Below are 16,188 nucleotides of genomic sequence, written 5' to 3' on the forward strand. Positions count from 1 at the left end.
GGTAGGTTAGCTATTGACTATGTACCGCTTATAATACCAACAGTATTTCCTGCTGCATGCCTGACAGGCATACAGCAAAGTCATTTTTGAGGTACATCTTAGCCCTTTCTCTGCTTGCTCGCGTATGAAGCCCAATCCTGAGTCTTTAGGATATTCTCTCACCTCGACTTCTCGCGTCATGAATCAGAAACGCACTTTCGGCAGCATTCTCACCATCCTGGGTATCATTGGCATTATCCTGGGCGCGTTGGGTTTTCTGGGCATCGGCGGCCTGCATCTGGGCAAAATGAATTCCATAGTTCCGTTTGTAGTTGGCCTCATTTTCTTTTTCGCCGGCATCAACCTGGTAAAAACCACTAGCGACCGTGCCTGAACAGCTGGGCTTTTGATAAAATATTCGTCTGATAGGCAATGTTTTACTATGTCAGAACGGATTTTTCTTCTCGCAGGCTTGTTTCCCCAACAAATCGAGCTACCTTTGCAGAACCAAACAGTGCGGGGTGGAGCAGTTGGTAGCTCGTTGGGCTCATAACCCAAAGGTCACTGGTTCGAGTCCAGTCCCCGCTACCTAAGAGGCCGTTTCCAATGTGGAAACGGCCTTTTCATTTGGCGTAGCTTCTGGCTTTTCAATTTACTATAGTGAACATATCCGGGTAGCTTACCGCGTACTTTACGCGCAGCTGCTGCCCCACTGCATACTGCCCGATGCCTGGCAGGGCTTGGTTTATCAGCATTGTTCCGGCTTGGTAGGTGAGCACGGTAGAGCGAAAGGTCCCCGAGCGACTGCCCCGTTCCCGCAACTGGATTACCGTGGCCAGCGTAGTCATAGTGGGCTCGGTAGCCAGGATGCGCGCGACGCGCTGGGTCCGTTGCTGGTTGATGACGAGCAGGTTGCCAACCAGAAGTCCAAGACAGGTAAGGAAGGCCATTGCGTAGGCCAACTGCTTAACGCGCCGCCACAAGCGGACCCGGAATGGAGCCGGCCGCAGTTCCCATTCTTCCTGCTGTTTTGCTGCTCCGGGCAGTGCGACAACAGCTGCGAAAAGCAGTCCGAGCCAGCCGAAGATGATGAGCAACATATACCCGCCTTCAATAAAGAGGCTGTCTTTGTAGCCAAATAGGTAATCAATACCTGAGCCCACCCCGATGAGCGCCAGGGAAATGAGCCAGAGCCAGAAGTCCCGGGCGGTGATGCGGGCGGGTGCCACCGTTATTGCTTCTGCCTGTCTCCCTGGTAGTGGGAAACGTAATGCGGGAGAAGGATTTTCGGCCGAGAGTACCTCCAAAATCCCGGAGGAACTCCCACGCCAGGTGGTGCGGGCCTGGTTCAGCAGCGCGAGTACCGTACTCGTTGGCAGTTCCCAGTAGGAGGGCACCTCAACCTGTTCAGGACCACTGGAAAACACGATGGAATGCCGCGTGTTTTTGCCGGTTCCAATCTTTTGCCACTCGAAAGCAGTAATTTCCTGCCAGTGCCAGGAGCGGCGCCAGAACCAGAGAAACCGCTCATATGTCAAGCCTTCGGTGGTTAGCGTCAGCCGCGCCGGCCGTAGCAGCACCAGTACGCCCAGCAGAAAAACGAGCAGAAATTCGAGCGGGCCGTTAAAGAAACTTGACCCCACCGGTGGTTTCCAGGCAGGATTGTATAGGTACTGATGCAGCGCCAGCAGCAAAGGCAAGCCCGTGACGACCACCAATACAAAGCCGAGGGCTTTTGAGCGGCGAATGACTATCGGGGATGTAAGGAGGTCATTCATGGCAAAGCATCACAGTGAGGGCCAGCAAACTACGGCAAAGTAGCCGTTATGAGCAAGCGGCCAAAGCCAGTGCGGTGTCGAAATGCCCCGCTCCCGAAGCCGCACCCAAGGACATGGCCATTCGGTTAGGGATTCCACGGTTTCGGAGGCAACTTGCGGGGCTTTCCCGCGCAGGCGCGGTGCTGGCTTCCACGCCCGCTATTTCCTGTAATTAATGCTCTTGCATGCTGCTGTCCGGCTTTCTTGATGACCTGCTGAACACCGGTGCCGTGACCCTGGGCGGTCAGCCGGTGCCCTTCGAGCCGGCCGACCAAGCGGCGGCCGAAGTCCGGCTGCGCGCCCGCCATGCCGAGGATGCGCTGGAAATGCCGTACGTCGCGCCCGCTTTCAACGCCCCCGCCGCGCTGTGGGCGGTCGAATACCTGTACCATACCGTCCAGCTGACTTTGTTGCGGGAACTGGATGAAACCGTCGTAGCGCAGTGTCTGGCCGATTTTCCGGGTGAAACCACGCCCGAAGCCATCTACTCCGTCGACCTGACCTTTCGCTACCTGCCCGACTTGCTGCGGCTGGCCAAGGGCCTCGCACCCGGCGATGCATTGGTGGCCCGCCTGCTGGTTACGGCCCGGCAGTGGCCATTTTCATTCGTGGGCACCCCACCGGACGCGGCGGAAGCGGAAGCAGTGCTGCTGGCGCATCCGGCGCTGCGGCAGGCCTATATTGACCGCATTATTGGGCTGCAGGACTGGGTGCGGGCGGCCCGGCCGCACCTTGCGCCGCTGGTGCAGGCCGCGCTGGGCGCCCACGCCGCTACCCTTTGGCCCGATTTCGCGGCCTTCAACTTACTAACCTAATGGAAAATCTACTGACCGAGGAATGGCTGCTGGTTGAGAAGCTCAACCTCGTGGCGGGCCACCTCAAAAGCACCTTTGTGGGCAAAAACGACATCATCGACCTGATGAGCATCTGCCTGGTAGGGCGCGAAAACCTGTTTCTGCTGGGGCCGCCCGGCACGGCCAAAAGTGCCCTGGTGCGCGCCCTGGCCCAGCGCCTGCAGGGCCGCACCTTCGAATACCTGCTCACGCGCTTCACCGAACCGAACGAGCTGTTTGGGCCCTTCGACATCCGGCGGCTGCGCGAGGGCGACCTCGTCACCAACACCGAAGGCATGCTTCCCGAGGCCCACCTCATCTTTCTGGATGAGCTGCTGAATGCCAACAGCGCCATCCTCAATAGCCTGCTGATGGTGCTGAACGAGCGGGTGTTCCGGCGCGGCCGCGAAACCCGCGCCCTGCCCGCCCTGCTGATGGTGGGCGCCAGCAACCACCTGCCCGAAGACGAGGCCCTGCAAGCGCTATTTGACCGCTTCCTGGTGCGGGTGCACTGCGACTACGTAGCTCCCGATGCCCTGGTCGAAGTGCTGGAAGCCGGCTGGAACCTGGAGCGCCGCGCCGATGAAACCGCGCCCACCATCGCCGCCGAGGACATTCTGCGTCTGCAAGCCGCCATCCCGCAGGTGGACCTGCGCGAAGTGCGTCCGGCCTACACCGACCTCATCCGCAAGCTGCGGCTGGCCGGCGTGGCCGTGTCGGACCGCCGTGCCGTGAAGCTGCAGCGGCTGCTGGCCGCCAGCGCGTTGCTGTGCCAGCGCACCACCGTCATCCCCTCCGATATGTGGGTGCTGCGCTATATCTGGGACACCGACGAGCAGCGCGAAGTAGTGGCTGGCATCGTGGATGCCGTAGTGCACGCCGACGCGCAGCCCGCCCAGCACCCCCGCGCCGCCGGCCACGACGCCCCGGATGCCGACGCGCTGCTGCGCGAAATCAGCACCCTGGCCGCCCAGTGGGAACTGCCCGAAACTTCGCCCGCCGAGCGCACGGCCATCAAAGACCAGCTGCGCTACCTGCACGGCCGGGCCCAGTGGCTCACCAACGAGGTGCAGCGTGCCTACGTGCAGGAGCCGCTGGACGCCCTCTGGCAGAAAGTGCTGCAGCACGCATGATGACGGAGCGCGTCTTCGTGCTGGCCGCTTCCGCCCGGGAAACCTTGGGCGGTGTGCGCGCCGTGCCAGGTCTGCAAGCCACCGAAGCCGCCGGGCAGCTCTGGTTGCGCGGCCTGCCCGCCACCGGCGAGCTTCCGCTGGCCGTGCGGGCGCTGCCGGCCACGGCTTCCTTCGTGCTGGATGCCGCCGGCCGGCTGTTTCCCACGGGCAGCCTCACGCCCATCGCGCAGCTGCCGACGCTGGTCTGGCAGCCCATTCGGGTGTTTGTGCCGTTGGAACTGCCGACAGCCGCGCTGCCCGCCCAGGCTGCCCCGCGCTACCGTGTGCAACTGGCTCCTTCGGCCCAGGCCGAGACGGGCGCTGCCCTGCTCACCACCCTTGCCGCCTGGCACGAATATGCCAACACCGCGCCCGAAATCCGGCTGACGGGCCTGCGCTTTGCCGTGGCCACCGACCGGCGCGTACTGCTGCTGGGCACGCCCCTGCCGCCCCTGCCGGGCCAGGAGCATTGGCTGAGCGAGGGCATGCTGCTGCCCGCCGGGTTCGATTTTGAAGCCCCGATGCTGGCTGCCCTGCTCGCCCGGCAGCTCAACCCGGCGGTCGATTCTGTGCTGCTTTTCGCGGCAGATGGCAGTTGGGAGCGGATTCCGAATGAGCATTTATTGCCCGTGACGCGCAGTGCGGTACGGCTCACGGCTAAGGGTTTTGGTGATGAGTGAACGTGAAGAAGGACAAGATGCTGCAATTAAATATTTTCAGGCCACTACTGATTATTTCTGGCGGTGGGCAGAAGGGCTGGACGTAGTGGAATGGCAGGACGGTAACACCATCGGCTACCGGGAGGAATTGTTGGGGATGCTGAAGAGCTTACTTACCAATGGCTTGGCCTTGCCCCAGCTTGGGTCGGTATTGCTGTTGCTTGCCGGTTGCAGTAGCTGGTCCGATGCGGCTGGGGAGCGGTTGTGGCAGCAACGTCGGCAATACAGCGGGTTTCTGGATGACACACTGCTGACGAGAAACATAGACTATACAATTAAGCTGTTGCAGCAGGTGGCCGCTTTGCCAGCCGAACTGCGTACTGGCGTACCAAAGCAGCATCTATTTCGAGAGGTATTTGCGGAACGCACGTCGCGAAGCATCGAGCCTGTGCAAGCATTATCGATGGTTGATGAGTGGGCAAGTGGCCGGCTGGATGTTGCTTTACAAGGAATAGGCCCGTCCTCCCATTGGAGTAAACTCATTAGTGACCTCATCCCATTGGGAAATGCAGGCCGGCGGTTTGAGGTCCCGGGCAGCCTCGAATTACACCTGCGCACCGGCCTCGACCAACTGCCCGAGCCCCTGCCGTTGCCCGAGCCGCCCGCTCCCGAAATCCTCGCCCCGCCGCTCGACCTGATGGCCCAGCTGGCGCAGGACCCGCGCACGGCCGGCCTGGCCCGCCTCACCCAGCACCTGGTGGCGGCGCTGCGCATCCCCATGCACCTTCAAGGGGCCAGCGACCAGCCCCTGGGCGGCGTATCGGATGTGACCAACCGGGGCAACTTCGACCGGCTGCTGCTCAGCGAGCTGGCCCACGACGACCTCTCGCTGATGGCCCGGCTGGTGAACAACGAAGCCCTGTACCTGCGCCGCGAAGAGCCGCCACGCCAGGACGTGCGCCCGCGCATCATCCTGCTCGATACCACCTTGCGCATGTGGGGCGTACCGCGCGTGTTTGCGCTGGCCGCCGCGCTGGCCTGGGCCCGCAACTCGCGTCAGACTCGCCCGCCGGCTCCGGTGGCGGCCGTGGCCCTGGGTGGAGAGCAGTTTTCACCCCTCGACTTAGAGACGTTCGAAGGCGTGGTGGCGGCGCTGGAGCTGCTTGATGTGGCGCTGCACGGCGGCGTGGCGTTGCAGGCATTTGCGCGGCTTTCGCAAACGCAGGCCCCGGCCGATAGCCTGCTCATTACTGATGCGCAACTGCTGCACCAGCCCGAGTTTGCCCTCGCGCTGGCCGAGGCCAAAACTGCCCTGCGCTTCCTGCTCACAGTGGACCGCAGCGGCGAGCTGCAACTCTACGAGTACCAGAACGGCCACCGCGTGCCGCTCAGCGCCGCCCGCTATGATTTGGAGGAGCTGCTGTTTGCCGCGCCACCGCGTCAGTCGCGCCGCCCTGCTCAGTATAACGCCAATTCGCCGGCTTTTTTGCAATGCGACCCAGCCCCGCTTTACCTGCCGGTCACGGGCCTGTTCATGTCCATCAGGAACACATTTCAAGTGCCGGAAATCGGTGTGCTGGCCATCAATGACGTACGGCGGGTACTGTTTTGGACCGATAGAAATCTGGGAGCACGGGAGCTTTTGCCGGTAATTGAGGAGGGCAATTACTGGTTTGGCAGCGATGGCCAAACGCAGTTTTACGTGTTGGTAAGTGGCCCCGGGCGGCTGCTAGCTTACCTGTTTGCGCCCTACAACTTGGAAGCTGGCCAGGTGGATATGACGCAGGAAGTGACTAGTATCGACTTATCCGGGGAACTGGAAGCGGGGGAAGACATCGTTCGGGCAGCATTCATAAACCAGCGCTTTTATGTGCAGCGGAAATCCAGAAATGTAGCCGTATTCGATTGGCAGCAACGACGGCTGACCGACCATCACAGCAACATCTTCCCGGCTAATACGCATCCCGTATTTCGGCCTGATTTCGGTCACCTCAAGCGCCATGTCAACAACGGGTACAACGTGTTGCTGCGCATAAGCCGGCTGGAAGTGAATGGCTTGAGTGAGCTGGTGATTCAAGGACATGAGCTGCGACTCATCAGCTATGCCGCAACATTGAACCACGGCCTGCAGCTGATGACCGTTGCCTCGGACCGCAACGCGGTGCGCCGGGTGCAAGCAACCGGGGCCGGCACTGCCACCCTGACGCCCAACGAGCAGGTGCGCTTCCACCGCTTCACCTGGCCCGATGGCAGCGAAACCGTGGTGGACCCGCGCGGCCTGCTCCACCTGCGCAGCGCCGATGCCAGCATCCCCGAAATCACCCTGCTGCTCATCATGGGCAAGCCTACCGCTGCCTGGGCCGCCGATGGCACGGTGTGCGGGCCGGATTATTTCACTGGGCGCAATCCCGCCCAACGGGTATCGGCGCCGGAGTTCTACCAGCAGTATCTTCAACGCTTTATCGCCCATCTGGCCTAACCCATGCTCCTCACGCTTCGCTACCAGGAATCGGCCCAGCGGCCGGCGTGCGCAGCCTTTCTGCGCGGCCCCGACCCGGCGGCCTGGCTGCGCGAAATCGGTCGCTGGGGTTTGGCCGCCGGCCAGTTGAGCTGCTACCTGGTGCCGGAGTCCATCCGCTCGGTGCAGCTGGTCGGCCTGTTTGTGGTGGTGAAAAACGGGGAATTGCCGGCCGACGTGCTGGAGCCCTACGGCGTGGTGGCCAGCCGCCTCTACGTGCCCGTGCGGGCAGCCCTGTGGCCCGCCACCGCGTCCGACGAGCTTAGTGCCGCCCTGCTCTGGCCCCGCCAGCTGCTACACCCGGCTATCGGCATGGTCGGCTTCGACACTACTGATGAAATCAATCTGGCTGGGCTGCTCGACTGCGGCCCGCCACGCCCCACGGCCTGGGACCGTGCCCGGCCCGGCGTCGAGCCCAAGCCCCGGCTGGAGCGGGTGCGGGTGTTGGCGCCCACCGTAGCCGAGGTGGTCGAATCCATTCAGGAAGAAGTGGGTACGGTGCCGCTGGCGCAGCTGCCCGGGCTGACCGAAGACCAACCCGGTCCCGCCCAGGCTGCCTGGGATAACCTGCGCCGCCGCTTGCTGAAAGCGGTGCTGGCGGTGGTGCGCTGGCTGCCGGGGCTGCCGACGGGCCGGGTCATGCGGGTGTTGGGCCTGGTAATCCTGGTAGTGATGGCGTTGGCGCTGCTGTTTTCCGTATTTAGTCAGTTGGGTAGTGGTAACCTAAGCGGGCTCATCGTGCCGTTGACCATTCTGGCGGTGCGAATCTGGCGCAGCTTTTCGGAGAAAGAGAAAAGCCGGCCAGCCAGCTACCGGCCGACCGCGCCGGCTCGTCCGGGCATGTTCCAGCGGATGGAAAACTGGCTGGGCGGCCGGATTCACAACCTGGAGCAGAAGCGCCAGAACGAGATTGAGCGCCTGCTGCGGCTGTTTGGCGAAAACATGGACGAGGCGCTGAAGTACGCCATTCCGCTCGGCGGGCCCTATCAGAACCGGGGCGCGGCGCCGGAGTCGGCCCGGCTGGGGCCGCGGGCGACCAACTTCAACCTAGGTGGCCTGGGTGGCGGCGGGCGCGTGGACGTGTGGAACCTCGATGCCTACCGCGACAACCTGCGCCAGCAATACCTGGCCGCCGCCCGCCAAGAGGTAGAGGCCGGCCGCCACAAAAAGGCCGCCTACATCCATGCCCACCTGTTGGGCGACTACCACAGCGCCGCGAGCGTGCTGGAGCAGGGCGGCTATTACCGCGAAGCCGCTGCCCTCTACAAAGACCACCTCAACAACCGCCCCGCTGCGGCCAAGTGCCTCGAAAATGGCGGCCTGCTCCTCGAAGCCGCCGACCTCTACGCTGAACTCAAGGAGCACGAAAAAGCCGGCGACTTGCATCAGAAGCTGGACCAGCCCGCGCTGGCCGCCCGCCACTACGAACGCGGCGTAGCCCTGTTCCTCGACAACACCGACCACCCCGCTGCCGCCCGCCTCCTAGCCGACAAGCTGGCCGACCCCGGCCGCGCCCAGGCCGTGCTGCTGCAAGGATGGGCGAGCCCCAAACAGCCCGAAACGTGCCTCAAACAATATTTCGACGTGCTGGCTGCCGGTTCTGATGAGGACCTGAGCGCCCACGTTCGGGATATTTACCAGCACCACACCCCGGCGGCGCGGCGCGTGCCGCTGCTGCAAGTCCTCACGGCCGTCAATGCCCGGTACACCACGCCGGAGTTGCGTGCCGCTTCCCTGGAAGTGGCCTACGAGGTAGTCAGCACCGAGGCCAGCGCGGGCAACGTGTCCCACCTGGCCCTGCTCCGCAACTTCCTGCCCGACGACCGCCTCATTGCCGCCGATTGCAGCCGCTACGTCAGTAGCGCCTCGCGCCCGGCCGCCGACAGCAGCAAGACGGGCCAGGTAATTGCCCCGCAGCTGGATGCTACCATTTCATGGCAAAGCGCCGTGGCGCACGGCCATCAATGGGTTGCCATTGGCTGGCGCGATAAGCGCCTGCACTTGGCTCGCGGCAACTGGTACGGCAACGTGGAGTATTATTCGTGGATGACCGATGTGTCAGGCATTCAGGTGCTACTCATGGCTGATGAGCAGCACGGGAATCGCATTCTGCTACGAACTTCTGCGGCGGTGGCACTGGAAACCAAGCAGCTACCCAAAAACAAGTATTTCCCCCATGCGTTGGTAGTGGAAAGTCCGAGCTGGCTCCCCCCATGGCCTATACGGATAGCGCTACTACCCGAGGGCAAGCTGGCCAGCGCCCAAATACGTAGCTCTTTTATTCATCTGATACAGTATTCGGCCCAAGGGAAAGCAGAGGGGCCATTCCTGTTGACGCATGAGATTCCAGACCTGAAATTTGATGAAGATGCCCGGATGTGGCCCAGTGAACTGCTGTACCGCAACGGCATGTACTACACTTACTGGGAAGACCAATTGGTTCAGCTAACAGAGAATAGCCAACGTATGATGGCGTATGAGACGCCCGACGGGGGCAACTATATGCTCGTGCGTTCGCTCTATTCCGCCAAACTGTGCCTGGCCATCGCGACAGGAGAGGGCTTTCTGCTCTGGGAGCCTACTACGCCCCCCAACAAACCAGGTCCCGTTTTCTCGACCGATTCTATGGCCAGCAACATGCAATTCGTTGGGCCGGAACACTTGGTAACAACTCATCGGTCCGCAATAACGGAACAGCACGAAGCCGTGCTTTACTACTACACAATCGACGAAATACAGCCAATGCGGACCATTAAAACGAGTAGTGAATTCGTCGCCGTGCTGCCCACCATCAGCCGCCAGAAGTTTGCGCTGCTGGAAGATACCGGGCGTATTTCGCTTCATTCCATCAGTGAAAGCGAGGAGTAGGTCGTACGCTTGTCATCCGGAGCATTCTGCTTAATTTGCAAAATGCTCAGATGATAAGCGAGTTCAAAATCAGTTATTTCACCACGGCCTGCTTGCTGGCCGAGCGGCCAAATTTGGTGGGGAAATAGACCAGCTCCGCTTTGGCCGGGTTGATGGTATAGGTGCCCCGGAAGCGGGGCTGGAGCGCGATGCGGAACTGGTGCCGGCCCACGGGCAGGCGGTCGAGGAAGATGCCGGTTTGGTGGCGTAGGTACTCGCGGTGGGTTTCGAGGTAGCTGGGCTGGGCAGGCTCGCCGTAGGAGCAGCCGGCCGGAATGGGCACTTCCAGCAGCACGTAACGGGCTTCGGCTTTCACATCCACGGTCACGAGCAACTCGGCGGGTTGGCCGGCGCGCAGCACCACATGGGTGCCAGTCTGGCCCGCCAGCTCGGTTCGCACGGCGAAGGCGGCAGCTACGGGGGGCGGCGTGGGGTTCCAGCGGCTTTGGTAAGCCGTGGCGTAGAGCGGCAGCACGCCTTCCTTGCGCAGGGTGAGCGGGCCAGCGGTGGCGGCTACCTTGGCGGTGAAGGGAAACTGTGTGATGGTCTGGTTTATACCCCCGCTGAGGCTGGCCCGGGCAAACGTGGCCCGGCCCGGGGCAAATAGGTCGGGCCCGATGGTTTCGAGGATTTGGGCGGCTTCGTAGGTGCTGGTCCAGTGGCCGCCTTCGCGCAGGTTGAGCAGGCCCACGCGCAGGCGGGCCAGTTCGGCCTCGTGCCCGCCGTGTGCGCGCAGGGCCCGGTAGGCCAGCAGCGTGGTGCCCACTTTGTCGCGCAGCAAATAGCCATAGTAGGAAGAAAAATGCAGCGTATCGGCGTAGAAAACCCCGCCCAGCTGGGTGCGCAGCCTGTAGCGGCGCAGCGTGTCGAGCTGATAGGGAAGGCTCAGCTCCTGCCGCAGGTTCACGAGGGCCAGGTAGCGGTCGAGGGGCTGGCGACCGGTCTGAAGGCGGTCGAACCGGGCCAGGTAGGTGGCAAAATCAGTGGGTGCGCCCAGCCGGTGCAGCAGAGCTAGCAGGCGGATAAGGTCGTCGGGCGAGCGGTAGTAGCTGTAGTAGCTGGGCAGCGGGCGGCCCCGCAAAATGGCCACTGTCGAAGCATCACTGAGGTGGTCGTCGAGTTCGCGCAGCAGGTAGGCCTGCGCCGGCGCCCGGTCGAACTTCACCTTGTAGCCAGCCTTTTCGGCTTCCAATAAGGCCTCTACGACGTGGGAAGTGGCCCAGGGGCTAACCTCCGACTTGGGCCAGGTGCCCCACAGGCCTTCGGGCTGGTGCTGGCCGGCCAGCAGCTTGCGGATAAGGAAATTCACTGCCCGGTCGCCCCTGAACGGCACCTGCTGCACCGCCCGAATACGCCGCTCCAGCAACAGGGCCTTGAGCTTGGAGGCGGCCTGCTCGTTGCAGAGGTAGGCGTAGTGTTGCAGGTGCTCAATCTCGGAGAGCAGCAGGGGCAGGGCGTCGCTTTCGAGGTGCACCGTGGCCTCACCCAGGGCCGGGTCGGTGGGCAGCTGCAGGGTCGTATCGGCGGCGGTGAGGGTGGCGAAGGTGCCGATGCGCTCCAGGGTGCCGGCCGGCAGCACGGGCAGGCTGCGCTGCTCGCCGTCCTGGTAGCCATTGGGCTGGGCCAGGGCAAAGCTGAGCTGCACCGAATCGGGCACGGTGGCGGCGGGGGCGGTGAAGGTGAGCGTGTCCAGGGCCATGGGGCTGACCCGTCGGCTTTGCGTGCGCAGCACCTGCGTCCCGGCCCGGAATGTGGTAGTGACCTGGGCCGTGTCGAAGCCGTAGTTTAAGCTTTTTCCCATCAACTGGGTGCGGTCGCCGGCCACCAGAAAGCGGGGCGTGGCCAGCTCAGCCCGCAACTGCTTGAAAGCCCGCAGGCGACTGGTGGCGCGGCCCAGCCGGCCGTGGTTGTTGGAGGCCAGCACGAAGCTGTCCCAGCTGGTCACGTCGTCGGGCAGCACCACATCGGTGTGGGCCTGGCCGTGGGCATCGGTCAGGAGCAGGGGCCGCCACCAGGCGTAGTCGCGGAAATGGCGACGCATGGCCAGGCGCGGGTCGTGGCCGGGCATGTCGGCATCGACGCTTTTTTTGGTGGTGATGAGTAGCACGCCATTGGCCGCCAGACTGCCGTAGAGCCCCTGAGCCTGGGCGCTCTTTACCACTGTGACGTTGGCCACGGTGGCCGGGTCCAGGTCCGTCAGCAGGCCGTTGAAGGGCAGGCCGTCGAGGATAATCAGCGGCCGGTCATTCCCACTGATGGTAGCGGCGCCACGAATCGTTATATGCGAGCTTGCGCCCGGGGCGGCCCCAATGATTTGCACCCCGGGTACTTTACCGGCCAGTGTATTGAGGGTAATAGAAGAAACGGCATAGCCCAATGAGCGCCTTTCGCGTTGAATACTATATCCCGTCACGACTACCTCGTCCAACCGCTTAGTATCAACGGCTAGCCGGATAGTGAACACGCTCTGGCGTTCTAGCGGAATTTCATTTGTGACATACCCGATGCTGCTAATCGTCAGCACGGGTGACCCATCGGGTGGCACTTGCAGCGAGAAGCTGCCATCGGCTTGGGTGGAAACGCCCATGGTCGTGCCTTTTAGTAGTACTGTGGCGCCGGGCAGCCCTTCCTCGCTGGCCGCGTCGAGCACCTGCCCGCGCACGGTGCGCCAGCCAGCTTTGGGCGCGGTTGGCGTTTCAACTCGGATTTCGCGACGGGCAGGCACGCTGTCGGCCATCGTCACGTGGCTGATGGGCCGGCGCCGCCACAACAGCTGGTTGATGCGCTGGCTAAGGCGGCCGGCCGGCACCCGGTCGGCAAGCTGGAACTGGAAGTAGGTCTGGCCATTAGGCTCGATGATGACGTCCTCGGCCGGGGCCAGGCAGGAGCTGTCGGCCAGCAGTACCGCCACGCGGTAGCGGCCGGGTGCCAGCGCGTGCACGAAGCCATTGCCGTGCTCCAACCGCTGGAACTTGGGCTGGCCAGGGCGGGTGAGCAGGACGTAGCGCAACGTGGGCAGACCCTGGTAATTGGGGCCGGCATCGGCCGGACGCGGGGGGAGGCGCAGCTCCAGGCGTCCCTGTCCGCGTGGCGTGGCGTAGGGCACATCGAATCGGGTGTTGAGGTAGTCGTAGTAGGTGGCGCTTCTCTTGCCGTTGGGTTGCAGCGGCGGGCGCTTGAAGTCAGCTTCCGTGTAAGCAAAGCCCGCCAGGGGCAGCCAATTGTACCGCTCATAGCCGTTGAGTGAGCCCAGGTAGTCTGTTTCCAGGCACTGCATGCGCAGCAACTCCGGCCCGAACGAATACCGGAAAAGCGGCTCGAACAGAAACTTGCGCCGCAGCCCGTAGTCATCACGCAGCAGTACCGAATCGGGCCGGAACGGCCCGCTCACCCGGCTGTTGCCGTAGCGGTAATTATTCTGGGTGAAAGGCCGCAGGACCCGGCCCTGGCGCAATGTGGCGTTTGCCAGGGGCGTGTTGTCCACTATTACAAGGGCGCGTTGCAGGCCCAGCAGCTCGGAGGAGCTGAGCTGCGGGTCACGCTTTTCCACGCTCAGCTCGTGGCACTTCCGGTTTACATCGATGCTGAGTGTAAGCTTGTGTAGGGGGCGCAGGTACACGTCGCGCAGCGTAACGAGGCGCGTGGCTGTGCGCACGCTTAGCGTGTGGTGGCCGCTGTCGGCCACCACCGTGTAAGGGTCGTTCTGGTTGACGTTGTGGATGTAGCCGGGCTGGCCGTCGACGTAAATGGCCACCGGCGGCTGCACCCGGCCCGAATCGACCAGGAAAACCGCCACCTGCGCGAGGCCACCCGGCGCGGGCCGGTATTCGTGAAAGAAGCCGGTTTCCGGGTACAGGAACTGATAAAAACGCAGGGAATCGAGCCCCAGCACATGCCGCCAGCGGCCCCAGGGCAAGGGCTTGCTGGTGGCATCATCAAAATTCTTGGACAGCTTGAAACGCCGCAGCGACTGCCGCCCCACCACCGGGCGGGCCACGCGCAGCACTGGCAGCGCCGGTGCCTCGGCTTGTCCAAACTTGCTGGTGTAAGCGTAGCTCGTGAGGTCGGCGTTGGGCACGGGGCGGCCCTGCTCATCGGTTACGGCAAAGCGCAGGCTGATTTTCTGGCCCGGGTACGCCACCTCCGGCTGTTCGGTAGTGATGACGAGCTGCGGGGCGGGCAGAGCCATGGTGTACTCGGCCGAGCGCAGTTCATCGCCCCACCAGTAGTGCAGCGAGGCAAACCAGGGCTCGGAACCGGCGTGGGGCACGGCCAGCCGCAAATTGGGGCCGTAGCCGCGGTAGCGCAGCCGGTTGCCCTGGTAGATGTAGTACCAGAAAGCCACCCGGTGGGGGTTGGCTACGGCCAGCACCAGCGAGTCGGCAGAGCGGTCGGAGAGCAGGGCCAAGCCGGCGTTGTCGGCGTCGATATCGAGCGTAGCCTTACGGCCTTGCTCGTCGCGTAGCTCATAGCTATCGGCCTGGACATCAACCCGCACCGCGCACGGTAGCTGCACCGCCCCCCGAAACAGCCAGCCGCTGCCCAGCTCGCTCGCCGTGGAAACCTTGAGCGTGGCCGCGTGCGCCCGCGCCTGGCCAAGGTGCTGATAGCTGAGGTACACCGAGTCGCCGCGCAGCTCTAGGTGCAACTCGCCAGGGTCGCGGCGGAAGTCCACGGTAGTGCTTTCAGTGCGGCGCTCGTTGTCAGAGGTCAGCAGGGTAGCCTGTACGTTGTAGCGGAAATCCACGTCTGGCAGGGCCGTTTCGGGCACGTTGACACGGGTTTCGCCCAGGGCATCCAGCAGTTGCCTCTTGGTCCAGAGCGTATCGGGGATGAACAGCTGGCGTTGCGGCAGCGCCCCCGGCGCCCCAGCCGGGGTGAGGCTGAGTTGCAGCCGGGCATCGAGCAGGTTGAGGTCGTTGGCATCGGTGCCGCGCACGTACACGGCTTGGGGCTGGCCCTGGCGGTGGGTTTTTTCGGCCACCCGCAGGGTGTAGTGGCTGTTTTTGAGCTCATAGTCTTCCAGTTTAAACTGACCGCTGGCCAGCACGTTGTCGTGCTGGTCTTTCAGGCGGAAGCCCACGTGGGTATCGGGGCGCAGGCCTAGCGTATCGGTCAGGGGCAGAGCATACTGGTAGCTGCCGGGACGGGTGGGGCGCAGGCTGGCAATGCGCTTGCCGCCGTCGCGGTCGTAGAGGCCGCCCACCCACAGGGTGAGAGGCCGGCGGTAGGGGCGGCCGTTTTTCTGGCGCAGCACCCGCGCTTTTAGTAATAGCGTGTCGCCAGTGGGGCGGTAACGGGGCTGGCTGGTGGCCACGTAGCTGACCCAGCGAGCAGCTTCTTCTTGGCCTTCGTGCTTTTGTTCGCGGCGGTCCTGGCGCTCGTCGCGCACTTCTTCGTTGAAAGCCGAACGCAGCAGGCCCAACAAGCCGGTCGAGACGTTGCTGGCGTGCTTGAGGTCATGCACCAGCCGCCACACGGGCCGAGTGAGGTAGCCCAACGGAACCCCGTAGAGCAGCCGCCTCCCCGCCCGGCGCAGCCACGGTCCCCGCGCCTGGTAGCTCTGGCGCGGCTGATAGGGAAAGGTCTGGTCCAGGGCGTGGAAGGTGGTGCGCCCGCCCAGGGTCACAGCCAGCAGCCCGGCCCGGCCGCCCCGGGCCTGCCGGTAGCTTTGGGTGGTGGTATCAAAGAGCAGGGCCCGGCCGGCCAGGGCCACTTGGGCATCGGGCAGCAGGTGGCCCAGCGAGTCGCGCACCACCAGCGCCAGGTCCACCTGGTTGTCAATTACCACCACTTCCCGGTCCGTTTCGGTGCGCAGCTGATACACCAGGCGCGGGCCTTCGGTGTGGGCCACCAGGTAGTAGCCCAGCGGCAGGGGGCGGTGCACGGGTTTGTCGGAGGGAAAGGAATCGACAGCTTGCGTGAAGAATTCCGGCCGCGCCGCGTCTAGGCTGCGCTCGTAGAGGTAGCGGGCCTGGTCGTCGGTAATGCGGAAGGTTTTGGTGAGGTAGCTCTGTTGGCGGGCCTGGGCTAGGCGCTGCTGGGCGTGGGCGGGCTGGAGTAGCAACACGAAAAAAGCGAGGAGTAGGAGAGGGCGCATAGGCGGGCGGGCTGGAAGGATTTCTCCTCCGATGCCATCTGATGGCCGATTGCATACCTGATTGCAAGCCCAACCACTGGCTCACTGAGCTGAAATAACCGGGCGGGAAAGCGGCGGCTGGATTCCCGCCGCTACCGGGGCGCCTGATTCGAGGGCTTACGTCGGCACATTTGGCGGGCTAATCGATGAGTTGAGGAGCTTAA

General features: G+C 63.4%; 8 protein-coding genes and 1 tRNA gene. 7 read left to right on the plus strand and 2 right to left on the minus strand.

From position 1 onward, the window contains the following. The first annotated feature begins 178 nt into the window (after positions 1-178). Together J4E00_RS14550 and J4E00_RS14555 are read left to right on the plus strand one after the other, a co-directional pair. Positions 179-373 (plus strand): hypothetical protein, encoded by a 195-nt coding sequence (locus J4E00_RS14550; protein ID WP_208175907.1) that lies wholly within the window; start codon positions 179-181, stop codon positions 371-373. 121 nt (positions 374-494) lie between these two features. After that, positions 495-567, plus strand: a tRNA-Met gene (locus J4E00_RS14555). Between the two features lie 59 nt (positions 568-626). Here J4E00_RS14555 and J4E00_RS14560 read toward each other — a convergent pair. Further along, the gene (locus J4E00_RS14560; RefSeq protein ID WP_208175908.1) at positions 627-1,757 is read right to left on the minus strand and encodes a hypothetical protein; all 1,131 of its coding nucleotides are present in this window, start codon (positions 1,755-1,757) and stop codon (positions 627-629) included. 224 nt (positions 1,758-1,981) lie between these two features. Between J4E00_RS14560 and J4E00_RS14565 the strand changes: the two genes are divergently transcribed. The 5 genes from J4E00_RS14565 to J4E00_RS14585 are packed head-to-tail and all read left to right on the plus strand — an operon-like array spanning position 1,982 to position 9,846. Further along, positions 1,982-2,611: a hypothetical protein gene (locus J4E00_RS14565; RefSeq protein ID WP_208175909.1), complete on the plus strand. Its 630-nt coding sequence runs from the start codon at positions 1,982-1,984 to the stop codon at positions 2,609-2,611. After that, positions 2,611-3,762 (plus strand): AAA family ATPase, encoded by a 1,152-nt coding sequence (locus J4E00_RS14570; RefSeq protein ID WP_208175910.1) that lies wholly within the window; start codon positions 2,611-2,613, stop codon positions 3,760-3,762. The genes J4E00_RS14565 and J4E00_RS14570 overlap by 1 nt, the downstream gene beginning before the upstream one ends. Further along, a complete protein-coding gene (locus tag J4E00_RS14575) occupies positions 3,759-4,481 on the plus strand; it encodes a hypothetical protein (protein ID WP_208175911.1) in 723 nt (240 codons plus the stop codon). The genes J4E00_RS14570 and J4E00_RS14575 overlap by 4 nt, the downstream gene beginning before the upstream one ends. Continuing rightward, positions 4,474-6,939 (plus strand): hypothetical protein, encoded by a 2,466-nt coding sequence (locus J4E00_RS14580; RefSeq protein WP_208175912.1) that lies wholly within the window; start codon positions 4,474-4,476, stop codon positions 6,937-6,939. Before J4E00_RS14575 ends, J4E00_RS14580 begins: the two co-directional genes overlap by 8 nt. 3 nt (positions 6,940-6,942) lie before the next feature. Continuing rightward, the gene (locus J4E00_RS14585; protein ID WP_208175913.1) at positions 6,943-9,846 is read left to right on the plus strand and encodes a hypothetical protein; all 2,904 of its coding nucleotides are present in this window, start codon (positions 6,943-6,945) and stop codon (positions 9,844-9,846) included. Between the two features lie 73 nt (positions 9,847-9,919). On the opposite strand, the gene J4E00_RS14590 is transcribed toward J4E00_RS14585, so the two are convergent. After that, a complete protein-coding gene (locus J4E00_RS14590; protein WP_208175914.1) occupies positions 9,920-15,985 on the minus strand; it encodes a carboxypeptidase-like regulatory domain-containing protein in 6,066 nt (2,021 codons plus the stop codon). Between the last annotated feature and the right edge of the window lie 203 nt (positions 15,986-16,188).

It is taken from the genome of Hymenobacter negativus (assembly GCF_017571495.1).
In the GTDB taxonomy this organism is placed as follows: Bacteria; Bacteroidota; Bacteroidia; order Cytophagales; family Hymenobacteraceae; genus Hymenobacter; species Hymenobacter negativus.